The following is a 20,625-nucleotide window of genomic DNA, read 5'->3' on the forward strand; positions in this document are numbered from 1 at the left end:
ACCGGAGGCGTTCGTCGGACGGGGGCCGGACGGACGGACGAGCGGCGCAGGGGGCTCACGTCCTCGTCCCGGCGCCCACGAGCCGCCCGGCGAGCACCGATCGGTAGGACCGTTCCGTCGCGGCGGCGACCTGGGACCAGCCGTAACGGCTCAGTACGCGCCGCCGCCCGGCAGCCCCGTACGCCCGGCGTACGGAGTCGTCGGCCAGGAGCTCGGCGGTGGCCGCCGCGAGCGCGAGCGCGTCCCCGGGCGGCACGAGGCGTCCGGTCTCCCGGTCGGCCACGGTGTCCTGCTGGCCGCCGACGGCGCTGGCCACGACGGGCCGGCCGCAGGCCATCGCCTCCAGCGGCACGATGCCGAACGGCTCGTAGTCCGCCGGGCACAGCACGACGTCGGCACTGCGCAACAGGGCCGGCACGCCCTCGCAGGGCACCGCCCCGACGAAGCGCACGCGGTCGAGGACGCCCGCTCCTCGGGCGAGGGCGCGCAGCCTCCGCACCTCCGGGTCCGCGTCGAGGACGCCGGGCGCGGGACCGCCCGCGATCACGAGCTCCGCCTCCGGCAGGTGGGCGAGAGCGGCGATGGACAGGGCCGCCCCCTTGCGGGGGACCAGCCGGCCCAGCTGGAGCAGCCGGTGGCGGCGGGCGGTCCCGCGGTCGGCGACCGGCCCCTCCGGCTGGAACCGCTCGGTGTCCACACCGCACGGAACGACGTCGGCCTTGTCCTCGGGAAGGCCCATCCGGACGAGTTCGGCGACCTCGTCGCGGCACGTCGCCACGACCCGGTCGCAGCCGAATCCGACCTCCCGCTCGCAACCGATGCGCGAGGGCGGACTGGTGTCGGCGGCGCCCTGGTGGCGTCGCTTGACGGTTCCCAGCGCGTGGTAGGTGTGCAGCATCGGCAGACCCAGCTCCCGCGCGGCCGCCAGCGAGGCCAGCCCGGACATCCAGAAGTGCGAGTGGACCAGGTCCGGCGGACCGGCCTCCCGCCAGTGGCGCATCAGGTAGTAGCCGAACTCCCGCATGTGCGGCAGCAGTTCGTCCTTGGGCAGGGGTTCGGCCGGTCCGGCCGGCACATGGTGGACCGTCACGCCCGGGCGCAACCGGCTGACGACCGGCAGGTCCCGGGAATCCCGCCGCGTGTACACGGTGACGCGGTGCCCCCGGTCGGCCAGCGCCCCGGCGAGGCAGGCCACGTGCACGTTCTGGCCGCCGGCGTCGACACCGCCGAGGGCCGCCAGGGGGCTCGCGTGCTCCGAGACCAGGGCCAGCGACAGGGGCCGGAGCCGGTGGGGCGACCGTATCGGACGGGCGGTGGGGGATGTCATGACCGTACCTCCGTCATCACGCGCTCCCAATCGGCCAGGAAGCGCTTGAGGCCGTACCGTTCGAGCGCGGCCTGCCGGGCGCGCGCACCGTCCTCGGCGGCCGCCTGGGGTTCGTTGAGGTAGCGGGTGACCGCCCGCGCCAGCACCTCCGGCCGGGTCGACAGGACCCCGGTGCCCGGCAGGACGGCCTCCACGGCCTCCGTGGACGCCAGCGCCACGACGGGCATCCCCAGGTGCATGGCTTCCAGCAGCGACAGGCCGAGGGAGGTCCAGCGCACGGGGTGCAGGTACAGGCGGCGCTGCGCCATCGCCGCGTGCAGCTCGCGCTGGGGGAGCTCATAGGCCCGGCACCGCTCCGCAGGCAGCCCCAGGTGCTCGGCGAGGCCCTGGGTGCGCATGCCGAACACGTCCAGCGGCGCCGCCCGGGCCAGGTCGGGCAGGAGGTCCGTCCCGGTGTGACGGCCCCGCCTGATCGGCTCGTTCGTCACCACGGCCGCGCGCGGGACCGCACCGGTGTAGAGGTGCCCCGGGTCGACGATGCCGTGTTCGACGACCTCGGTGCGGGTGGCACCGTTGTCCCAGAACAGCCGGTTGAAGTGGGTGACGTGGACGAGCGTCAGATCGTCGCGGTCCGCGCAGGGGTGACGGGTGCGCGGCACGTCGCCGTCCGGGGCGTTGTGCTCCAGGTAGACGGCGGGCAGATCGCGGCCGGGGCGCCGGCCCAGCCAGCGTTCGGCCAGCTCCATCTCGTGGGGCCGCTGGAGCACGACGAGGTCCACCGGCGCATGGGCCAGTTCGGCCGGCGTGACCTCCCGCACCGAGTCGGGCCAGCTGAAGGTGCGGGCGCGGCCCAGCCCGTCGGGGCCCCGGTCGGGGGTGACCGGGACGAGGTAGGTGTGCGGTCCCTGGACGAACGCGGTGGTCCAGGAACCGTGCACGTGCCACAGCAGGATGTTCATAGCGTCGCTCCTCGATCGGTCGCGCTCGGATCGGACGGCCGCGGGCCGTGCCCGCCCGGGGGAGCGTCCCCGAGCAGCCCGGCCACGGCCGCCAGCACCTCGTCGTCGGCCACCGAGTCCAGACAGGGATGGCCCTCCACCGGGCACACCCGCGCCCTGCTGCCCGCGCACGAGGCCCGTTGGTCGCCGAGCAGCACGTGCGGCACCCGGTACGGCCGCCACCGGCCGGCCGGCACCACGGGTGCGAACAGGCACACCACGGGCGTGCCCACGGCGGCGGCCAGATGGGTGGGGCCCGTGTTGCCCGCCACCACGACCTGCGCGGCGGCCAGGACACCGGCCAGTTCGTGCAGGTCGCCCGTGACACCGCCCAGGTCGAGCCCGTGACGGCCGGCCACCTCGGCGGTCAGCCCCTTCTCCGCGGGGCTGCCGGTGACCACCACCCGGTGTCCCGCCTCGTGCAGCGCGGCCGCGGCGCGCGTGGCCCTGGCCGGGCTCCACGCGCGGGCGGCCACGGCGGCTCCCGGATGCAGCACCACGTACGGTTCGGGACCCGTCAGCCGCGTCGTGTCGGGCGGGACGCACACCCGCAGTGCGCCGTCGTCGCCGTCGGGAAGCGAGAAACCGAAGTCGCGCACCAGGTCGAGGGCCGCGTCCGCCTCGTGCCGTTCCGGAAGCCGGTGGTGGCGCAGGGCCAGCAGGGATCCCGGGTACTCCTCGCAGTCGGCCGCGACCCGTTCCACGCCCGCGAGCGCGAGCAGCAGGGCCGCCGGCAGCGGGCTCTGGTGGTGGGACACCAGGATCACGCCCCGGTCGAAGCGGCCGGCTGCCAGGGCGTCGACCAGCAGGCCGCACTCCTCGCGCGAGGTGCGGCCCGGCTCCAGCCCCACCCAGGGGGCCTCGTACACCAGTACCTGGTCCACGCCCGGCAACAGCCGCGCGGCGGCGACACCCTGGGGGCCGCAGAGCAGCGTGGTGTGGGAGGAGCCGGCCGCCACCGCGCGTACGGCGGGACCGGCCAGCAGCACGTCCCCGGCGCTGTCGAGGCGGACGACCAGACTGCGCGGGGCGTTCACCGGCCACCGCCGAGGCGGGGCGGGCGCTCCTGTACGGCCCGTACGGGTCCGCGCGCCGCCGCGGCGTCCGTGCCGCGGCCCGCCGCGGAGCCCGGCGGGCGCGCGAGGAGCCGGACGGCGCCGAGGAGGTCGCACGCCGTCTCGCCGGCGGCCGCGACCTCCTCGGGGCGGGTCACGGGCGTCGGCACCAGCACCCCGCGCGCCCCGGCGGCGGCCGCAGCCCGCACGTCGGAGCCGATGTCCCCGATGACGACCGTGCGTTCGGGGGCCGCGCCCAGCCGCTCGCACGCGGCGAGGACCAGGCCCGGTGCCGGCTTGCGGCAGCCGCAGCCGTCCTCGGGGCCGTGGGGACACACCGCCCACACGTCGAACGGCCCGAAGAGCTCGTCCACGCGTCGGCGTACCGCCAGCACCTGCTCCCGGGTCAGGAGCCCGCGTGCGACGCCCGACTGGTTGCTCACGACACCGACCGGGACGCCGAGCTCGCGCAGCGCGGTCACCGCGGCCCGCGCCGTGGGCATGGGAGAGACGAGGGCGGGGTCGCCGTTGTACGGGACGTCGACGACGAGCGTGCCGTCACGGTCGAGGAGGACCGCTTCGGGAAGCCGGCCGGCCCTCCCGGACGGACGCCTCGTGCGCGCCGCCCCGGGGGCCTCCCACACCCAGGGGAGGGCCCCGGCCGTGGCGCCGGCGGTCGAGGTGCCCCCGGCGGGCAGGTGTCTCATGACACCACCTGATCGCGGGGAACCGCCTGTGGGGCCGCCGAGCGGCTCGCGGGGGGCGCCGCCGGGTCCGCTCGGCGGATCCTGCGGTGCACGGCCGTCCCGCGCAGCCAGTGCCAGACCGCCACGGCGGGGATGACCGCGCTCGTGACGGTCATGGTGAGGACCTCTGACGGGGTGCGCGGTCCGGGGGCGATGCGGGCAGCGGCGAACTCGGCGGTGCCCGCCGCCCAGCCGGCCGCGCACCACGCGGCGGCGCCCCTGCGGCCGGCCAGCGCACAGCCCACGGCCGCGGCGGCGGCCGCGGTCACGGCGAGATGGCGCGGCAGCCGCCCGCGAGGGGTCCCCGCCCGGCCCCACCAGTCGTGGCCGTGCAGCCGGCCCATCAGTACGTCGTCGGCGTTGCCGGCCTGGACCCGCACGGACACCCAGCGGTCGGCGGGGCGGACCGGATGGGTGGTACGGCGGCTTCCGGGTGCCAGGACCCAGCCGCCCTGGATCAGGCGCAGCGCCAGCTCGGCGTCCTCGCGGAAGGCGCGCCGGAAGCGCTCGTCGAAACCGCCGGCGGCGTTCAGCGCCTCCCGGCGGAAGGCCATGTCCGCGGTGATCCAGCGGGCGGTCGCCAGACCGGCGGTGTTGCGCTCCCAGTCCGTGGGACGTCGGCCGGACGGCAGGGGGACGTCGATGCGGGCCGTGACGGCCGCGGTGTCGTGGGAAGCGGCCACCAGATCACGCGCCAGGGCCTCGCCCCAGCCCTGTCCCGGCACCACGTCGTCGTCGAGGAAGACGATCCAGGGCACCGGACCCGCCGCCCGCGTCCCCGTGTTGCGGGCGGCCGCGGGGCCACGGGCCGGGCCGGCCACGACGGTGGTGATCGGGCGCAGCGCCGGCGGGACGTCCAGAGCGGGCGGAGTCCCGTCGGGGCCGGGACGGTCGTGCACGAGGACGATCCGCACGGGTCCGTGCCCTGCGGCCGTGGCGGCCGCCACGGCGTCCAGACAGGCCCTGAGGCTGGGCCGGCCGAGGGTGGGCACGACGATCGCGTACGGAGGCGGCTGCGCGGACACCTGGATCATCGCGGTCAACCTTCCTCTCCCGTACGGAAGATGGCGTCCCGGCGGACGGCGTACGGCCCGATGGCCAGCAGGTCCACCGGCGACGAGCCGAAGCACTCCAGCGCGTCCCGGGGGTCGTCGACCATCGGCCGGCCGGCGGTGTTCAGACTGGTGTTGACGACGACCGGCAGTCCGGTACGCCGTTCGAACTCGGTGAGCATCCTGGCCACCAGGGGCTCGCGCTGCGGGTCCACGGTCTGGATGCGGGCGGTGCCGTCGACGTGGACCACCGCCGGGATGCGCTCGCGCCACCCGGGAGCCACGTCGTGCACGAACAGCATGTACGGGCTGGGCAGCGGTCCGTCGAAGATCTCGGACGCCCGCTCGGCGAGCACCATCGGGGCCACGGGGCGGAACTGCTCACGGCCCTTGACGTCGTTCAGCCGCTCCAGGTTCCCCGCGTGCCCGGGATGCGCCAGCAGCGAGCGGTGGCCCAGGGCCCGCGGGCCGAATTCCGAACGGCCCTGGAACCAGGCCACGATGGCGTTGTCGGCGAGCGCCTGCGCGACGGTGGCCGCGATGTCCGGAGGCCGCTCGAAGGGGACTCCGGCCGTCTTGAGCCAGGCGCCGAGTTCCCCGTCCGACCAGTCGCGGCCCAGATCCGCGCCGTCCATGGGCTCGGGGTCGTCCCCCGCCCCGGCGGCGAGGAGCAGCGCGGAACCCAGGGCCGTGCCGGCGTCTCCGGCGGCCGGCTGGACCCACACGCGGGAGAACGGGCCCTCGCGCGCGATGCGGGAGTTGGCCACGCAGTTCAGTGCGACGCCCCCGGCGAGGGTGAGCACGTCGTCGTGGGTGCGGCCGTGGAGCCAGCGGACCAGGTCCAGCAGCGTCTCCTCCAGTACGGCCTGGGCGCTCGCGGCGAGATCGGCGTGAGCCCCGTTCCACGGCTCGTCGGGGCCGCGGAGCGGGCAGAACTCGCTCCAGGGGACGCCGGTGGCGTGGAAGCCGCCGTCGCCCGTCGGGTACACGTAGCGGCGCAGCTCGGCCAGCATCCGCGGGCTTCCGTGGGAGGCGAGTGCCATCACCTTGAACTCGTCGGAGGACCTCAAGAAGCCCAGGTGGTCGGTGAGCTCCTCGTACACGAGCCCGAGCGAGTGGGGGAGGTCCTGCGCGTACAGCGGCTCCAGCCGGGCGCCCGTCCGGCGCGCCGCCAGGTGGGAGGCGCGTTCTCCGCGTCCGTCGAGGACCAGCACGGACGAGCGGGCGGCGCCCTCGGTCGCGAAGGCGCCGGACGCGGCATGGGCCATGTGGTGCGGAACGAAGCGCACGAGGCCGGGGTCGAGCCCGGGCAGGGCGGTCGCGAGGAACCCGGGGGCCTCGCGCGCGTACGTCTGGCGGAGGTGGTCCCACGGGTCGTCCAGACCCATGGCGTCCGCCGGGAGCGCCAGGGCCGGGTCGTAGGAATACGCCACGGCGTCGAGGTCCTGCGGGCGAAGCCCCGCACGTTTCAGGCACCAGGCGGCGGCCTGTTCCGGTAGTTCCCAGGCCGAGAAGGGCACCGGCCGTTTGCCGTGCTTCCGTCGGGAGAATCGTTCCTCCTCGGTGGCGGCGACCGTACGGCCGTCGATGACGAGGGCGGCGGAAGGGTCGTGGAAGAGCGCGTTGATTCCGAGAATGCGCATCGCGGAAGGGACCTTTCGGCGAAGGGGCCGGGCGGGGCCGGGCAGGGAGGGGCGGGGAGGGGCGCGGCCGCCGGCGGACGTGCGTCGGGAGCCGAAGACGGTCAGCCGTCGCCTTCCGCGCGGAACCAGGCGATCGTGCGGCGCAGCCCGTCCTCGGCGGCCACCCGCGGCTCCCACTGGAGCTTGTCCCGGGCGAGCGTGATGTCCGGGCAGCGCACGGTGGGGTCGTCGGTCGGCCGCTCGACGAAGGTGATCTCCGACCGGGAACCGGTCAGCTCGACGATCCACCGGGCCAGCTCCAGCATGGTGAGCTCGTCGGGATTGCCGAGGTTCACCGGTCCCCGCATGCCGTGGTCCGCCGCCGCGAGGATCCCCGCGACGGTGTCGTCGACGTAGCACAGGGAACGGGTCTGCAGGCCGTCGCCGGTGACGGTCAGCGGGGCACCCGCCAGCGCCTGGCGGATGAAGGTGGGAACGGCGCGACCGTCGTAGCCGCGCATGCGCGGGCCGTAGGTGTTGAACAGCCGCACGATGCACACGTCCGTGCCCAGGGCCGAGGCGTGCGCGGTGCTCAGTGCCTCGCCGAAACGTTTGGCCTCGTCGTAGACGCTTCGAGGCCCGACCGGGTTGACGTGCCCCCAGTACCGCTCGTTCTGGGGATGCTCCCGCGGATCGCCGTAGACCTCGGACGTGGAGGCGAGGACGAAGCGGGCCTCGCTGCGGTGCGCGAGTTCCAGGGCGTTGCGCGTACCGAGGCTTCCCGCCTCCAGCGTGTGCAGCGGCAGCCGGAGGTAGTCGGCGGGGGAAGCGGGGGAGGCCAGGTGCAGGACGAGATCCGGGTCCCCCTCGACGGTGAAGGGACGCGAGACGTTCGTCTCCAGCAGGGTGAAGGCGGGATGGCCGGCCAGTTCGGATATGTTCTCCGGCCGCCCCGTGCTGAAGTCGTCGACGCAGGTGACGGCGGTCCCCGCGGTCAGCAGGGCGGAGCACAGGTGGGAGCCGACGAAGCCCGCACCGCCGGTGACGACAGCGTGCTTCCAGCGCGGCGCATGCGATGAGCTCACGGTGATCTCCTCGTGCGACAGGGACACGCGGGACACAGGAACCGCGAGGGGCGCCGAGCCGGGCCCGCTCGTACCGGGACGAACCCCGCGGGGACGGCCCCAGCCTGCCGCAGCCGGGGGAGGGCGGCACCTGGGAACGGCCAATCGGGTGAGGCCACGACACGGCGGGCCGGTCCTGCCGTCGCCCCGAGTCCTGTCGCGGGAGGATCCGCCGCGCGCCCGGGGTCCTGCCGTCGGGCCGCGGTCAGGCGATGACGACGCAGGCGGCGGCCGGGACGTCCAGCTTGCCGGCCAGGTGCGGGCGGCCGCTCCCGGGATCGATGTCGAACCAGGTCACGTCACCGGACCACTCGTTGGTCACGTAGAGGTGCCGCCCCGACGGGCCGGCCGCCAGATGCCGCGGCCATTGACCACCGCAGTTCACGACCTCCGTGATCCGGGGCTTCTCGGGACCGTCCTCCAACGACAGGGTGACGACGAGGTTGCTGCCCCGGATCGCCGCCCAGACGAAGCGGCCGTCCCCCGAGACGAGCGCCACCGACGGGTACTCCCTGGTGTCCGGCGCGGCGTCGGCCGAGCCCAGCGCCACCTCAGCGGTCGGCTCCAGGCGCCCGGAGCCCGCGTCCCACCGGCAGACGGTCAGCTGCGGTTCCAGCTCGTGGATCACGTACGCCACGTCCCCGCGCGGGTGGAACGCCACCTCCCGCGGACCGCTCCCGGCACGCAGCGGCGTCTCGGCCCGCACGCGCAGGGGCCCGCCGGCCGGATCGGGCGGGTACGCGCGCACCGAGTCGGTCCCGAGGTCCACGCCGAGCACCCAGCGGCCGCTCGGATCGGGCGTCACCTGGTGGGCGTGCGGGCCGGCCTGTCGTTCGGGGTCGGGCCCGCGGCCGCGGTGGCCGAGGACGGCGGCCGGGCCCTGCGGGCTGCCGTCGCCCGCGACGCGGATGCTGCTGACACTGCCGGACGTGTAGTTGGCGATCAGCAGCCGGTCCCCGCACACGCTCAGGTACGCGGGCCCGTCCCCGCCGACTGGGACGGGCCGTCCGAGCGGGGCGAGAGCGTCGGCAGTGATCCGGTAGGCGGCCACCAGCCCCTCGGCGCCCCCGGCGGCGTAGAGCGTCCGCCGGTCGGCGGACAGGGCCAGGCACGAGGGGTCTTCGAAGCCGTCGACGACGCTCAGTGCGGTGAGCGCCCCCGTGACGGGGTCCACGGCCGCCGTGATGATCCCGCGGCCTCCGCCGGAGGTGAACGAACCGATGTGAGCGCGCTGTCCGGCGCCCTCGTACGTGCTCGCCGCGCCGTCCACCGGGTGGTCCTCTCGCCGTCGGTCCGCTGCTACGGGGCGAAGCTAACAGCCGCCTGCCGCGAATCCGCGTGACCCGGCCGGGACGGGGCGGCGGGCTCAGCCGTCGGGGTCAGGATCGGGCCGGGACGGCGGGGCGCCCGGGGTGCCCGGCCCGCGCGCCCCGGCGCCCCGCGCGGGGCGCGGTCGGCCCTCAGGGCCGACGCCACCGGTCGTGTTCCATGTGCGACCCGGCCATGGGGCCCATCCGCAGCATGCCGCCGTCCACCGTCCAGGAGGCGCCGGTGACGTACGAGGCCGAGGGCCCGGCCAGGAACTCGATGACGGCGGCCACCTCGCGGGCATCGCCCGGCCGGCCGGCGGGAATGCCCGGCCGGGGCTGCGTCCGCACGTCCTCGTCCTCCTGACCGGTCATGGGGGTGGCGATCTCGCCCGGAGCCACCGCGTTCACGGTGATGCCGTGCTCGGCCAGTTCGAGTGCCATCACCTGCGTGAGGAGGCCCAGTCCGCCCTTGGCGGCGCAGTACGGGCCGGCGCCGACGCGCGGCTGGTGTTCGTGGACCGAGGTGACGTTGATGATCCGGCCGCCGGCGCCCTGACGGATCATGTGTCGCGCCGCCCGTTGACCGCACAGCAGCGGGCCCACGAGGTCGACGTCCAGGACCTGGCGCACGGTGGCCAGGTCCAGGTCCAGGAAGGGTGTGGCGGTCCCGGTGCCCGCGTTGTTCACGAGCACGTCGATGCGCCCGAGTCCGTCGGCGAGCCGGTCGATGACGTCGGCGGCGTCGGGCAGGTCGGTGAGGTCGAGCCGGGCCAGTACGGCGCGCCGGCCGCGGGCCCGGACCTCCTCGGCCGTGCGCTGGGCTCCCTCCTCGTCCTCGTGCCAGGTGATGCCGACGTCCAGGCCGGCCGTGGCCAGCCGCACGGCGACGGCGCGGCCGATTCCGGAGTCGGAACCGGTGACCACCGCCGTGGCGGGGGCGAAATCCAGCGGACTGATCATGGTGGCGGCCTTTCCCGTCAGGGCCAGGACGGTTCGCGGCGGGGCACCACGACCAGTTCGCCGACCACGCTCCCGGCGGGCACGGACAGCGCGTACATCACGGTGTCGGCCACGATCTCGGGGCTCTGGAGCAGAGCGGTGTCGGCCTCAGGGAAGCGGTCCATGATGAAGGCGGTCTCCATTCCGCCGGCGATGATCCCGGTGACACCGATCCCGGTGCAGTCCCGCTGCGCCTCCTTGAAGAGGGTGTGGGTGAACGCCCGCAGCCCGGACTTGCTCGCCGCGTAGGGGCCCGCTTCCGTCCACGTACGGTTCGCGGCGGTGGAGAGGATGTTGACGATGTGACCCCCGCCCGCGGCCACCATGCGCCGGTAGGTCTGCAGGCACAGGTACATCGGTCCGAGCAGGTTGGTGGTCACCACGTGCCTGACCTCCTCCGCGGTCAGGTGCTCGACGGACTTGGACACGTCGACGGCCGCGTTGTTGACGAGGACGTCCACACGGCCCCCGTCCGCCTCCACGTCCCCGAGGACGGCTGCGACCGCGTCGGGGTCGCACACGTCCATCTCGACGAAACGGGCGCGCCCGCCCGCCACCACGAGGTCCGCGCACAGCTCCTGGGCGAGGTCCTTGCGTACGTCGGCGACCAGGACCGAGGCGCCCGCCGCGGCGAGCCGCCGCGCGATGGCGGCGCCCAGGCCCCGGGCCCCGCCCGTGACCAGAGCCTGCTTGTCCGTCAGGTCGACCTGTACCGCGCTGTTCATGCTGTTCCTTGCCTTCCCTCTGTTCCGGGCGGGCCGGTGCCCTCCCGCAGGGGAGGGCACCGGCGACCGTCGCCTCTCGTGGGACCCACTCTGGGCAGGGACCGGGCACCGGGCGCGCGGGGTTAGGCCACCAGGCGGCACGCCGCCCCGCCCGCGTCATACGTGGCCCGCCCGCAGCAGTTCCAGGACGGCGCTCTCGACGGCCCCCTGGGTGGCCGGCCGGCCGAAGAGGCCGTCCTGGCCCAGCTTTCCGAGCACCGGGGCGATGGTCCGTCCGTCCTCGTAGAGCTCGATGACGCGGGGGTCGATGTAGGAGGACCGGCAGACGGCGGGCGTGTTCCCGAGGTAGCCGGCGACCTCGCGCACGGCGCGTGCCACGACCAGGCCGCGCCGGGCGGGGGAGGCGTCAGCCGTCTCCGCGGAGACGGCCAGGGCGACGGCGGCCAGGACGGTGGCGTACCAGGTCCTGAAGTCCTTGGCCGTCACGTCCTGCCCCGAGCACTCGCGCAGGTAGCCGTTCAGGTCCTCGGCGCGGACCTCGCGCCACGCGCCGTGCTCCCAGTACGCGAACAGCCGCGGGCCCGGCTCCTTGCGCCGGAGCAGGGCCCGGACCACGGCATGGGCCTGCTCGTCGACCAGGGACCGGGTGACCGTCCTGCCGGATTTGGCGGGGAAGTGCAGACGGATCTCGCCGCCCCGGCAGGTCACGTGGTCCCGCAGCAGGGTGGTCAGGCCGTAACTGCCGTTGTCGCGGGCATAGCGTTCGCCGCCGATGCGCAGGAAGCCCAGGTCGAGGAGCCGGGTCAGGCAGGCCAGCACCCGGGCGCGGGTGAGGCCGCGTCCGGCGAGATCCCGTGTCACGTGCTCCCGCAGCCGTGGCAGGGAGCGGGCGACGCGCTGCACGTGCTCGTGCTTGGCGGCGTCCTGCTGTTCGCGGAAGAGCGGATGGTAGAGGTACTGGCGTCGGCCGGCGGCGTCCGTACCCACGGCCTGGATGTGGCCGTTGGGCCAGGGGCAGATCCAGACCTCCCGCCAGGCGGGGGGAACCACCAGGGCGCGGACCCGGTCCCGGTCCGCCCCGGACAGGGGCCGGCCGTCGGTGTCCAGGTAACGGAACCCCCGGCCGTGCCGCACTCGGCGCCACCCCGGCGCGTGCGGGTCGCTGGTCCGCAGTCGCACGGCAGGCATCCGTCAGCCCGCGCGCATGCCGCGCTGCGGCACGATCCCGCCGGGGTTCCGCTGCTCGGTCTCACTCATGCCGGGCGTCTACCCGCGCAGACGCCGACGCACTCCAGGGCTGGGGCCGTCGGTGGGGGACCGGGCTCGCTCGTGCGAGCACGGCGTGGCGGCCGGCAACCAGGGTGCCGGCCGCCGTCGTTGGGGCCATGCGTGAACCGTTGACGCATGCCGTTGCTCACGGGTGGTCGGGCTGCTGCTCGGGGGGTGTCCCGCCGCCCTTGCCGCCACCCTTGTGTCCTCGGTCCGTTCCGTGGGGGCGACCCTCGCGGGCGCCCGCCTTGCCTGCCTCGTCGGCCTGAAGTTCCCTGCTGTCCTGCGGTGTGGCCCCGCCCTTGCCGCTGCGCCGGGCCTCGGGCTGCTGTGGACTGGACATGCCTGCTCCCTCTGCTCGCCACGGGCCGTGCGCCGAGCCCTTCGGCGCCGGTTCTTCTCCTACCGCTCCGGCGCCTACCCTGACCAACAGGGGCTAACCACCGGCCGATCCGGTCGCTCGCACCCCACGCGGCCTCGTGGGCTATGCCGTGCTCCCGTCCCGCGGGCTGCGGTCCAAGGGGCCCCAGCGTCCGCGCTGGCGTCGGATCTCCCGGGTGGCTTCCTCGATCACCGCCGGGTCGATCCACCCGATGGGACGGACGTCGGTGACGAGCGGCTCGTTGTCGGGGCCCCGCCCGTTCTCCGTGCCGTGGAGCAGCCAGGGACGCACGCGGCGGTCCTTCACGCGGGGCAGGTGGGCGTAGTCGTAGAGGCGGCGCGCGGCCCAGACCCGTAGCGGCCGGTCGCCCCACCACGGCTCGACGTCGAGGGGATTGGCGGACAGCCCCGGCAGGGGCGTCCCCGTGAGCTCGTCGCGGCTCGCGGGTGCGGGCAGGTCGACGTCCGGCCCCATGGACCAGCGCACGTACAGCCCCGTCCGCCGGGCGATGAGACCCGCCAGCTCGTCCAGTGACCTGATCGCCTGCATGTGCGTCAGGTGGTCCTCTCGATGCACGTCGGGCGCCTACCCGGCCCTGCGGCTGTCATTCGGGAGCCGCCTGGTGTTCGCTGAACCGGCAAGGCCTCACGCATAGTTCGTTAGACAGACGAAGAGTTTCCTTACATAATCCTTAGACATGGGAAAGACTTACGAACGCATCGACGGCCGACTGCGCACCTTCATAGAGCAGCAGCCGATCTTCTTCACCGCGACCGCTCCGCTGGCCGGCGACGGCACGGTCAACCTTTCGCCCAAGGGCCTCAAGGGCTCCTTCGCGGTCCTCGACGAGACGACGGTCGCCTACCTCGACTTCGCGGGCAGCACGGCCGAGACCGTCGCGCACCTGCGGGAGAACGGCCGCATCACGATGATGTGGTGCGCCTTCCAAGGGCCGCCCAACATCGTCCGGGTGCACGGCCGGGGTGAGCCCGTCTTCCGTGACGACCCCCGCTTCAAGGGACTCCTCGCACACTTCCCGGACATCGACCCGACGCAGCACGGCTTGCGCGCGATCATCGTGGTGACGGCCGAACTCGTCCGCGACTCCTGTGGGTACGCGGTGCCCTTCATGTCGTACGACGAAGAGCGCGACCTGCACGGCAAGCGCTTCGCGCGCGAGGACGACACCTCGCTGAGCGCCTACTTCGCCAAGAAGGACCACATCGCGCAGAGCCTCGACGGCCTGCCCGGGCTGCCCCTTCCGCTGCCGCCCGGTGACTTCTGAGCAACCGTCGCCCGATGTGATGCGGGTGCGGAACGGGGCAGACGCGCAGCATGGCGATGTCAACCCCGATGAAATGGAGCACGTGATGAGTGAGAAGAGGCAGCACCGCCCGGTCCCCACCCCTCCGTCGAAGGCTCCCGGCGAAAGCGGCGACCCGGAGGCCCGCAGGGAGGCGGAGGAAGCGGTGCTCCCCGAGACGCACGAGGGCGAGGCCGCGGACGCACTGACTCCGAGCAGCGATGCGCAGCGTCGCGCCGCACAGAAGAAGGGCGCTGCCCGGACCTCCGAGTAACTGCACGGCTGGAGCAAGGCGGCGACGGAGCGGGGCGGGCGGGGCGGGGCGAACGGGCCCGGGAATCAGCCGGCGCTGCGCTTTCCGGGCGGATCCTGCGGGTCGACGCCGGTGGTGGCGGACGCGTCCTTGGTTCCGCTGGGGCGTTGCGAGCGGCCCTTGGGGCCCATGTCGCGCATGCCCTCCTCGCGTCCCGTCTTGCTCTGGTCCTCGCCGCGACGGCTCGTACTCTTCGTGGGCTCACCGTGCGGATCTCCGGCCTCCTCCTTGGAGACCTTGCGCCCGGCACCCTTCTCGGGGGCGTACTGGTCGGGGTGGAAGGAGCGGTGGGCGCTCGGATTGTCCTGCTGACGGGTCTCGTCGACGTCGGGGGACCAGCCGTGCTGCTCGGTTCCCTTGTGGGGGCTCGGGCCTTCGCCGTGCCGGGGGTGGGATGACTTCGGTTGCTTGGCCATCTTGTCCGCCTGCCTTCCGGAGAGGGGGAATCCACTGCCTCCGCACGCTGCGGAGCACGGGGTGGGGTGTTCCGGCCAGGGGGGCCCTGGTCCCTTCCAGCCTAGGCTCATCCGGCGGCCGACGGTCGAGTCGCCGTGCTGGTGCGCGCCGGGTCCCCGCCGCTGCAATCCGGTCCGGTAGACCTGCCGATCGCGGGTAAGCGCCCGTCATGATTGCTACCGAGATGTACGCGGCCGAAGCCCGGCCGGCGCTCTTGCTCATCCTCGCCGGAGTGGCCGTGGCCGTGCTCCTGATCAGCGCCTTCTGGTACGGCAGCCGCCGCAGCGCGCGACGCCGTGCCCCGGCCCGGGCGGCCGAGCAGAACCCCGTGGCGCAGCGGCGCGCCCAGTCCTGGGAGACGCCGGACGAGGGGCCGGGCGGCCGCGAGAGCCGCCCATGAGCCGGACGGGCCGGATGGGCCGAATGGGCCACAGAGGGCCGCACGGGCCCGCGCCGCCTGACGCGAGCAGCCCGGGCCGGCCCGGCAGCCGGTCTGCCGGTACCGGCCCCGGCGGTCACAGCAGGCGGAGCTCGAAGCCGGTGCGGGGGAGCGTGGGCATACGGGACAGGGGAATGCGGAGGTCCTGGTCGGGGACGTCGTAGTCGAGCCGCGCCAGTTCCGTCGCGATGACCGCCAGCGCTGTGACGGTGATGTCCTCTCCCGGGCAGCGGTGGCCGTCGGCCGGGTCCCCGCCGCCCTGGGGCACGAGGTAGTCCAGTGGGTTCCGCAGCCCGTCCGTGCTGGTGAAACGCTGCGGATCGAACCGGTACGGGTGCTCCCACAGGGCGGGATCGTGGTTCTGTCCGTACAGGTCGAGCAGGACCATGCTGTCCTTGCCGATGTCCTCCCCCTGCCAGGTCAGGTCCCGCGCCGCGAGGCCCGCCACGAAGGGGGCGAAGGGGTAGAACCTGCGCACCTCATGGGCGAACGCCTCGGCATAGGCGCCCGCGGTGTCGGCGCGCAGCAGGTCGCGGTGCCCGGGCCACCGGTGGAGTGCGTGAGCGGCGAACGCGGCGAACCAGGCGATGGCGACCGTGGGCCGGATGACGTTCAGCAGCTCGACCGCGGCGGTCCGGGGGTCCAGCAGGGTTCCGCCCAGGTCGCGATACCAGGCCACCGCCTCCAGTGCCGACCGCGCGGTGTCCCCCTGCGAGGTCTGGCGCACCTCGGTGATCAGAGCGGCGAGGGCGTCCTCCTGGCGGCGGCGGGCCCGGCGGGCGCGCAGGTGGCGGGGGCCGGGGGAGGCGAATCCGTCGACCATGGACGTGCAGTCGCGTGCCAGCTCCGCGGTGGCCGCGTCGGAGAGCGGCACACCCGCCCAGTCGCGGACCGCGAGGCCCAGGACCGTGGCGGCCGTGTCGAAGACCACCACGTGGTCCTGGTGCCGCGCGGCCACCGCTTCGCGCCACCGCCGACGGACGTGCCCGCCCAGCGATGCGACGCCGTCGCCGTCCTTGAGGAGGGCGAGGAACATCGCCTTGCGTACCCGGTGCACCTCTCCGTCGAGCGTGTGGACGGCGCCCTGGCCGAAGAGGGTGTCCAGGACGGGGTCGGGCAGGGCGCAGGTGCGTACGACGTGCTTCTCGTCGTAGAAGAAGGCGACCGCGTCGGGGCCGCGCAGGGCGACGGTGGGCCGGCCCATCAGACGGGTCCGGACGACGCCGTCGGCGGCGTGGCGCATCCGGTTGGGCAGCCATGCGTAGCCGTGGGCGAGGAGCCCGAGCGTGCTGTCGGGCCACGGGGCGGACTTCATGGAGGGAGGCATGGAGCGCGCGTACCCGGCCGGGGCCCTGGGCACGCACGTGACACCGGGAGGTCACTCGTGCGGGGCCGTGCGGGGGCGCAACGGGACGCACGCGGCCGTACGCGGCCGTGCGCCCGGCACCCGCCGTGCTCGTCAGACGCGTTGGGCGCCGTGGAGGAAGGAGTGCAGGCCGTGGGGACGCAGGGCGGCGCGGGCGGCGTTCGCACCGGGCGCGCCGTGGACTCCTCCGCCGGGATGGGCGGCGGCAGAAGCCAGGTACAGGTTCTTGACGGGGGTCTCGGGCCGGCCCGTGCCGGGAGTGGGGCGAAAGACCGTCTGCTGGTGCAGGGCGGCGGTGCCGTTGTTGATGGCCCCGTTGTGGAGGTTCTCGTCCATGGCCTGGAGGGTGGTGGGGGACAGGATCCGGCGGGCCCGGATCAGGGCGCGGAAGCCGGGCGCGAAGCGTTCCACCTGGGCTTCGACGCGGTCGGCCATGGCCTCCTCCTCGCGGTTGTCCCACCGGCCGGTGAGGCGGTCGGGGCCGGCGTCGGCGGTGACGCGCTGGGGAAGGTGGGTGTAGGCCCAAGCCGACTCCGTCCCGGCGGGGGAGCGGCTGGGGTCCGCGGTGGTCATCTGGCCGAACAGGACGAACGGCTCGTCCGGCACGTGTCCCGTGGCGATCTGTGCGGCGAACCTGGTCAGGCCGTCGACGCCGTCGGCGAGGTGGACCGTACCCGCCCCGACCGCCCCCGGCGCCGTCCACGGCACCGGCCCCGTCAGAGCCCAGTCGACCTTGAAGGTCGCGAAGTCCCACTGGAAGCGCTCCAGGTCGCGCAGGAGCCGTGGCGGCAGGTGTGCCTCGCCGACGAGGTCGCGGTACAGGGACTGCGCCGACGTGTCGGCCAGTACCGCGCGGCGCGCGCCGACCGTCTCCCCGCCCGCGGTCTCGACCCCGACGGCCGTGCCCCCGCGTACGTCGACGGAGGTGACGCGCTCCCCGCAGCGCAGGACGCCCCCGCGACGCCGCAGGCGGCTCACGAGCGCATCGGTCAGCGCGCCCGCTCCGCCGACGGGCACCGGGAAACCGTGGCTCTGCCCGAGCATCGACATCAGCCAGCCGAAGCCACCGCTGCCGGCCGCTTCCGGTGCCAGGTCGGCGTGCAGGGCGTTGCCGGCCAGCAGGAGGCGGCCGCCCTCCCCTGCGAACTCCTCCTCACCCAGGCGGCGCACCGGCAGGGCCAGCTTGCGGGCCAGCCGCAGCCCGCCGCCGGCGCGGAGCTTCGCCGCCAGCCGGAGCCCGGAGCGCACCGGGGGGAACGGCGTGAACAGGGCCTGTACGAGGTCGGGCCCCACCCGGCTCCACGTCCGGTACAGGGCCTGCCAGGCCTCGGCGTCGGCGGGCGCGAAGCCGGCCAGGCCGGCGCAGGTGTCCTCCACCCGCCGCTCCAGCACCGCGCACCGGCCGTCCGGCAGCGGATGGGCCAGCACGGCGGGGGCGTGAGCCCAGCGCAGGCCCTCGGCGGCGAGGTCGAGCCTGGCCAGGACGGGGGAGGCGGCGGCCAGGGGGTAGAAGGCGCTGAAGACGTCCGAGACGTAGTCCGGGTGCACCCCGCGGTCACTGCGTACCGCTCCTCCGGGCTCGTCCTGCGCCTCCAGGACCTCCACGCTCCACCCGGCGTCGAGCAGTACGTTCGCGGCCACCAGGCCGTTGGGCCCGGCGCCGATCACCACCGCGTCAGGCACGGACCACCTCGTCGTGCCGCTGTTCCACGAGCCTGGCCAGGCGGGCCAGCATGCCCCGGTGCCTGAGCTGGATGGCCGCTTCGCTCAGGGGGTTGTGCAGCGTCCCTCCCAGGCCGCGCAGCGGATGCTCGTCGCAGACGACGAGGGTCTCCTCGCCCCACGGCCTGAGCTGGAGGAAGATCCGCGCCGTGCCGAGTGCCTTGAACGCCGCCTCCAACTCCAGCTCCCGGCCGGGTTCCTGGTGGCGTACGGTCGTCGTGCCCTGGAGGGACCACGGGCCGAGCCGGACCGTGTACCGCAGCCGGGAACCCGGTGCGGGCCAACTGTGGTCGAGCGGCGTGGACTCGGACGGGCCCACCACCCACTCCCCGTACAGGGCCGGGTCGGCGAGCACCGCCCACACACTGCGAGGAGGACGCCGGATGAGCTGATGACGCACGGCCACGGGGGACTCCTCGTGTCACCGGAACGGTAGGGGTGCGGCGCAACGGCCATGCCCGCACTGGTGGCCTGGAACGGCCCGGCCAGACGGGTGCCGACGGGTGCCTGCGCGGTCAGTGGCCGAGTGCGCTCTTGAGCTGGTCCTTGGTCATCGTGGAGCGGCCTTCGATGCCGCGCTTCTTCGCCTCCTGGTACAGCTCGTCCTTGGTGCGTTCGGACGAACCGCCGCCGCCACGGGACTTCTCGCCGCCGCGCTGCGAGGCGGACTTGCCCTGGGTGGAGCTGCTGCTCGCCGTCTTGCTCTCCCCGGAACGCGCACGTTCCTTGTTCACCGTGCGGGAGGCCATTTCCTTCGCGCGGTCCTCCGACATACCGCGCTTCTCACCCGACTCCTTGACGTGTTCGTACTGACGCTCGCGCTTGGGGCTGGATCCTCGGGGCATGACAGGACCTTTCATCGGTGGTTGGTGTCACGGTCATCGTGCGCCTACCCCGCTCGCACCGCATCTCACACGGTCCGAACCGGGCACCCTCCGCGCACGGGGGTTGGGCCCCCCTGAGCCGGCGGACCAGGTCACGGCAGGGGCGTGCCGCCGGTGGCGTTGACGATCTCCCCGGTGATGTAACTCGCCTGGGGGGAGGCCAAGAAGACGTACGCGGGCGCCATTTCGGAGGGCTGGGCCGGGCGCCCCAAGGGTGACTGTTCGCCGAACCGCTGCACCTCGGGCATCGTGGCCGGGATCAGCGGCGTCCACACCGGGCCGGGGGCGACCCCGTTGACCCGGATGCCGCGCTCGGCGAGCATCTGCGCCAACCCGTGGGTGAAGGAGATGATCGCCGACTTCGTCATCGCGTAGTCGAGGAGGTGCGGACTCGGCTGGTAGCCCTGTACGGAGGTGGTGTTGATGATCGCCCCGCCGCGCGGCATGTGCGCCAGCGCCTTGCGGGTGAGCCAGAACATCCCGTACAGGTTGGTCTTCATCACCCGGTCGAACTGCTCCGTGGTGATCGCCTCGATGCCGTCGGGCTGGGACATCTGGTAGGCGGCGTTGTTGACGAGGAGGTCGACGCGGCCGAAGGCGTCCACGGCCCGGTCGATCAGGGCCGCGCACTGCTCCTCGTCACGGATGTCGCACTCGACCGGGACCGCCGTGCGGCCCGCGGCGCGGATCAGGCGCGTGGTCTCGGCTGCCTCGTCCGCCTCCTCGGGGAGGTGGGTGAAGACGACGTCCGCGCCTTCGCGCGCGAACGCCAGGCAGACCGCCCTGCCGATTCCGGAATCGCCGCCGGTCACGACCGCCGCCCGGTCGAGCAGGACGTCGTGACCCTGGTAGGAGTCCTCCCCGTGGTCGGGTCGCGGCGCCATCAGCTCCGTGGAGCCGGGATGGTCCTGCTTCCGCTCGGGAAAGGGAGGGCTGGGGTGGCGTGTCACCGGGTCGGGGACTCGGGGCGCTTCCTGAGGCATGGGATCTCCGTCGTGCTCCGTCGTGTGCCCTTGTCGGGCGGATCAGGGGGTGGGACAGGGGACATGGGACGTGGTACGGGGGACGTCAAGGTCATGGTGCGCGTCCCCGCATCTGCCCGCATCCGTCCGCCGTGAACACGAACCGGCCCCTTCGGTCCGACGGGCCGTGAGGAGTGGCCCGCCAGGCGGTGGGTAGGCGCCGGTCAGGCCCGGTCGACCTGCCGACAGGGCGGCCCCGGCCTTCGTGGAGAGGAGGCAGACATGTCCGCACACGTCCCAGAACCAGGTGCGGGGAACGTTCCGGAACCGGGCGCCGGGAACGCTCCGGAATCAGGCCCGGGGAACACGTCGCGCCCGCAGGTCGGCGGCGTACCGCCGGGCGAGACCCCACCCGGTGAGTCGAGCACCGGCTCCGGCGCGGGTCCGTACCGTCCCCTGACGCGCGGCTGGGGGAAGGGTCCCCTCCTGGTGATCTGCCTGCTGGCCCTGGTCTGCGCCCTCTTCTTCCTCGCCTACGCCATCATGCTGAACGTCTGAACGGCTCCGGACC

General features: G+C 74.1%; 23 protein-coding genes. 4 read left to right on the top strand and 19 right to left on the bottom strand.

Annotation, left to right across the window (positions count from 1 at the left end):
• Positions 1–55 precede the first annotated feature (55 nt).
• The 13 genes from AC07DU_RS13270 to AC07DU_RS13330 all read right to left on the bottom strand — a co-directional run bounded on the left by AC07DU_RS13270 (position 56) and on the right by AC07DU_RS13330 (position 13,158).
• The gene (locus tag AC07DU_RS13270) at positions 56–1,327 is read right to left on the bottom strand and encodes a glycosyltransferase (RefSeq protein WP_479033451.1); all 1,272 of its coding nucleotides are present in this window, start codon (positions 1,325–1,327) and stop codon (positions 56–58) included.
• Positions 1,324–2,286: a glycosyltransferase gene (locus AC07DU_RS13275; protein ID WP_360904527.1), complete on the bottom strand. Its 963-nt coding sequence runs from the start codon at positions 2,284–2,286 to the stop codon at positions 1,324–1,326. The genes AC07DU_RS13270 and AC07DU_RS13275 overlap by 4 nt, the downstream gene beginning before the upstream one ends.
• Positions 2,283–3,362, bottom strand: coding sequence for a glycosyltransferase family 9 protein (locus AC07DU_RS13280; RefSeq protein WP_479033454.1), 1,080 nt, complete (start codon positions 3,360–3,362; stop codon positions 2,283–2,285). The genes AC07DU_RS13275 and AC07DU_RS13280 overlap by 4 nt, the downstream gene beginning before the upstream one ends.
• On the bottom strand, positions 3,359–4,087 hold the full coding sequence (locus tag AC07DU_RS13285; protein ID WP_479111315.1) for a D-glycero-alpha-D-manno-heptose-1,7-bisphosphate 7-phosphatase: 729 nt from the start codon (positions 4,085–4,087) through the stop codon (positions 3,359–3,361). The genes AC07DU_RS13280 and AC07DU_RS13285 overlap by 4 nt, the downstream gene beginning before the upstream one ends.
• Positions 4,084–5,160, bottom strand: a complete 1,077-nt coding sequence (locus AC07DU_RS13290) for a glycosyltransferase family 2 protein (RefSeq protein WP_479111317.1) — start codon at positions 5,158–5,160, stop codon at positions 4,084–4,086. Before AC07DU_RS13290 ends, AC07DU_RS13285 begins: the two co-directional genes overlap by 4 nt.
• A gap of 5 nt (positions 5,161–5,165) precedes the next feature.
• The gene (locus AC07DU_RS13295) at positions 5,166–6,821 is read right to left on the bottom strand and encodes a carbamoyltransferase family protein (protein ID WP_479111319.1); all 1,656 of its coding nucleotides are present in this window, start codon (positions 6,819–6,821) and stop codon (positions 5,166–5,168) included.
• A gap of 101 nt (positions 6,822–6,922) precedes the next feature.
• Complete coding sequence (locus tag AC07DU_RS13300) at positions 6,923–7,885, bottom strand: UDP-glucuronic acid decarboxylase family protein (RefSeq protein WP_479111321.1); 963 nt, start codon at positions 7,883–7,885, stop codon at positions 6,923–6,925.
• A gap of 244 nt (positions 7,886–8,129) precedes the next feature.
• Positions 8,130–9,194, bottom strand: coding sequence for a lactonase family protein (locus AC07DU_RS13305; protein WP_479111323.1), 1,065 nt, complete (start codon positions 9,192–9,194; stop codon positions 8,130–8,132).
• 190 nt (positions 9,195–9,384) lie between these two features.
• A complete protein-coding gene (locus AC07DU_RS13310; RefSeq protein ID WP_360904857.1) occupies positions 9,385–10,194 on the bottom strand; it encodes an SDR family oxidoreductase in 810 nt (269 codons plus the stop codon).
• Positions 10,195–10,211: 17 nt separating this feature from the next.
• Positions 10,212–10,958, bottom strand: a complete 747-nt coding sequence (locus AC07DU_RS13315; RefSeq protein WP_360904854.1) for an SDR family oxidoreductase — start codon at positions 10,956–10,958, stop codon at positions 10,212–10,214.
• A gap of 156 nt (positions 10,959–11,114) precedes the next feature.
• Positions 11,115–12,137, bottom strand: a complete 1,023-nt coding sequence (locus tag AC07DU_RS13320; protein ID WP_479111325.1) for a DNA topoisomerase IB — start codon at positions 12,135–12,137, stop codon at positions 11,115–11,117.
• 235 nt (positions 12,138–12,372) lie between these two features.
• Entirely contained in the window at positions 12,373–12,570 is a 198-nt protein-coding gene (locus AC07DU_RS13325) for a hypothetical protein (protein ID WP_360903363.1), read from the bottom strand.
• A 141-nt stretch (positions 12,571–12,711) separates the two neighbouring features.
• Positions 12,712–13,158: a DUF6098 family protein gene (locus tag AC07DU_RS13330; protein WP_479033704.1), complete on the bottom strand. Its 447-nt coding sequence runs from the start codon at positions 13,156–13,158 to the stop codon at positions 12,712–12,714.
• Between the two features lie 148 nt (positions 13,159–13,306).
• On the opposite strand from AC07DU_RS13330, the gene AC07DU_RS13335 reads away from it, so the two are divergent.
• Positions 13,307–13,894, top strand: coding sequence for a pyridoxamine 5'-phosphate oxidase family protein (locus AC07DU_RS13335; RefSeq protein ID WP_360903366.1), 588 nt, complete (start codon positions 13,307–13,309; stop codon positions 13,892–13,894).
• A gap of 85 nt (positions 13,895–13,979) precedes the next feature.
• Positions 13,980–14,186 carry a hypothetical protein gene (locus tag AC07DU_RS13340; RefSeq protein ID WP_360903369.1) on the top strand — a complete coding sequence of 69 codons (207 nt, stop codon included), beginning with the start codon at positions 13,980–13,982 and terminating at the stop codon, positions 14,184–14,186.
• Between the two features lie 65 nt (positions 14,187–14,251).
• Here the strand turns inward: AC07DU_RS13340 and AC07DU_RS13345 are convergent, their stop codons facing one another.
• Positions 14,252–14,641 carry a hypothetical protein gene (locus AC07DU_RS13345; protein ID WP_479033475.1) on the bottom strand — a complete coding sequence of 130 codons (390 nt, stop codon included), beginning with the start codon at positions 14,639–14,641 and terminating at the stop codon, positions 14,252–14,254.
• A 209-nt stretch (positions 14,642–14,850) separates the two neighbouring features.
• Between AC07DU_RS13345 and AC07DU_RS13350 the strand changes: the two genes are divergently transcribed.
• Positions 14,851–15,081, top strand: coding sequence for a DUF6479 family protein (locus AC07DU_RS13350; protein ID WP_360903375.1), 231 nt, complete (start codon positions 14,851–14,853; stop codon positions 15,079–15,081).
• A 115-nt stretch (positions 15,082–15,196) separates the two neighbouring features.
• On the opposite strand, the gene AC07DU_RS13355 is transcribed toward AC07DU_RS13350, so the two are convergent.
• From AC07DU_RS13355 to AC07DU_RS13375, 5 genes are all read right to left on the bottom strand, one after another.
• On the bottom strand, positions 15,197–16,447 hold the full coding sequence (locus AC07DU_RS13355) for a cytochrome P450 (RefSeq protein WP_479111328.1): 1,251 nt from the start codon (positions 16,445–16,447) through the stop codon (positions 15,197–15,199).
• A 132-nt stretch (positions 16,448–16,579) separates the two neighbouring features.
• The gene (locus AC07DU_RS13360) at positions 16,580–18,169 is read right to left on the bottom strand and encodes a phytoene desaturase family protein (protein ID WP_360903381.1); all 1,590 of its coding nucleotides are present in this window, start codon (positions 18,167–18,169) and stop codon (positions 16,580–16,582) included.
• On the bottom strand, positions 18,162–18,614 hold the full coding sequence (locus tag AC07DU_RS13365; protein ID WP_360903384.1) for an SRPBCC family protein: 453 nt from the start codon (positions 18,612–18,614) through the stop codon (positions 18,162–18,164). Before AC07DU_RS13365 ends, AC07DU_RS13360 begins: the two co-directional genes overlap by 8 nt.
• 109 nt (positions 18,615–18,723) lie before the next feature.
• The gene (locus AC07DU_RS13370) at positions 18,724–19,053 is read right to left on the bottom strand and encodes a plasmid stabilization protein (protein ID WP_360903387.1); all 330 of its coding nucleotides are present in this window, start codon (positions 19,051–19,053) and stop codon (positions 18,724–18,726) included.
• Between the two features lie 131 nt (positions 19,054–19,184).
• Complete coding sequence (locus AC07DU_RS13375; RefSeq protein WP_479111330.1) at positions 19,185–20,075, bottom strand: SDR family oxidoreductase; 891 nt, start codon at positions 20,073–20,075, stop codon at positions 19,185–19,187.
• Between the two features lie 261 nt (positions 20,076–20,336).
• Here AC07DU_RS13375 and AC07DU_RS13380 point away from each other — a divergent pair, with 261 nt between their 5' ends.
• Positions 20,337–20,612 (top strand): DUF6480 family protein, encoded by a 276-nt coding sequence (locus tag AC07DU_RS13380; protein WP_479111332.1) that lies wholly within the window; start codon positions 20,337–20,339, stop codon positions 20,610–20,612.
• The last annotated feature ends 13 nt before the right edge of the window (positions 20,613–20,625 follow it).

This window comes from Streptomyces sp. NPDC045695 (genome assembly GCF_056432025.1).

What these genes read in the sequence shown, in the direction of transcription:
- AC07DU_RS13270 (WP_479033451.1), bottom strand. Translation starts at nt 1,327, where the DNA reads ATGACATCCCCCACCGCCCGTCCGATACGGTCGCCCCACCGGCTCCGG.
- AC07DU_RS13375 (WP_479111330.1), bottom strand. Translation starts at nt 20,075, where the DNA reads ATGCCTCAGGAAGCGCCCCGAGTCCCCGACCCGGTGACACGCCACCCC.
- AC07DU_RS13380 (WP_479111332.1), top strand. Translation starts at nt 20,337, where the DNA reads ATGTCCGCACACGTCCCAGAACCAGGTGCGGGGAACGTTCCGGAACCG.
- AC07DU_RS13295 (WP_479111319.1), bottom strand. Translation starts at nt 6,821, where the DNA reads ATGCGCATTCTCGGAATCAACGCGCTCTTCCACGACCCTTCCGCCGCC.
- AC07DU_RS13355 (WP_479111328.1), bottom strand. Translation starts at nt 16,447, where the DNA reads ATGCCTCCCTCCATGAAGTCCGCCCCGTGGCCCGACAGCACGCTCGGG.
- AC07DU_RS13370 (WP_360903387.1), bottom strand. Translation starts at nt 19,053, where the DNA reads ATGCCCCGAGGATCCAGCCCCAAGCGCGAGCGTCAGTACGAACACGTC.
- AC07DU_RS13285 (WP_479111315.1), bottom strand. Translation starts at nt 4,087, where the DNA reads ATGAGACACCTGCCCGCCGGGGGCACCTCGACCGCCGGCGCCACGGCC.
- AC07DU_RS13335 (WP_360903366.1), top strand. Translation starts at nt 13,307, where the DNA reads ATGGGAAAGACTTACGAACGCATCGACGGCCGACTGCGCACCTTCATA.
- AC07DU_RS13345 (WP_479033475.1), bottom strand. Translation starts at nt 14,641, where the DNA reads ATGGCCAAGCAACCGAAGTCATCCCACCCCCGGCACGGCGAAGGCCCG.
- AC07DU_RS13315 (WP_360904854.1), bottom strand. Translation starts at nt 10,958, where the DNA reads ATGAACAGCGCGGTACAGGTCGACCTGACGGACAAGCAGGCTCTGGTC.
- AC07DU_RS13350 (WP_360903375.1), top strand. Translation starts at nt 14,851, where the DNA reads ATGATTGCTACCGAGATGTACGCGGCCGAAGCCCGGCCGGCGCTCTTG.
- AC07DU_RS13290 (WP_479111317.1), bottom strand. Translation starts at nt 5,160, where the DNA reads ATGATCCAGGTGTCCGCGCAGCCGCCTCCGTACGCGATCGTCGTGCCC.
- AC07DU_RS13330 (WP_479033704.1), bottom strand. Translation starts at nt 13,158, where the DNA reads ATGCAGGCGATCAGGTCACTGGACGAGCTGGCGGGTCTCATCGCCCGG.
- AC07DU_RS13340 (WP_360903369.1), top strand. Translation starts at nt 13,980, where the DNA reads ATGAGTGAGAAGAGGCAGCACCGCCCGGTCCCCACCCCTCCGTCGAAG.
- AC07DU_RS13310 (WP_360904857.1), bottom strand. Translation starts at nt 10,194, where the DNA reads ATGATCAGTCCGCTGGATTTCGCCCCCGCCACGGCGGTGGTCACCGGT.
- AC07DU_RS13275 (WP_360904527.1), bottom strand. Translation starts at nt 2,286, where the DNA reads ATGAACATCCTGCTGTGGCACGTGCACGGTTCCTGGACCACCGCGTTC.
- AC07DU_RS13325 (WP_360903363.1), bottom strand. Translation starts at nt 12,570, where the DNA reads ATGTCCAGTCCACAGCAGCCCGAGGCCCGGCGCAGCGGCAAGGGCGGG.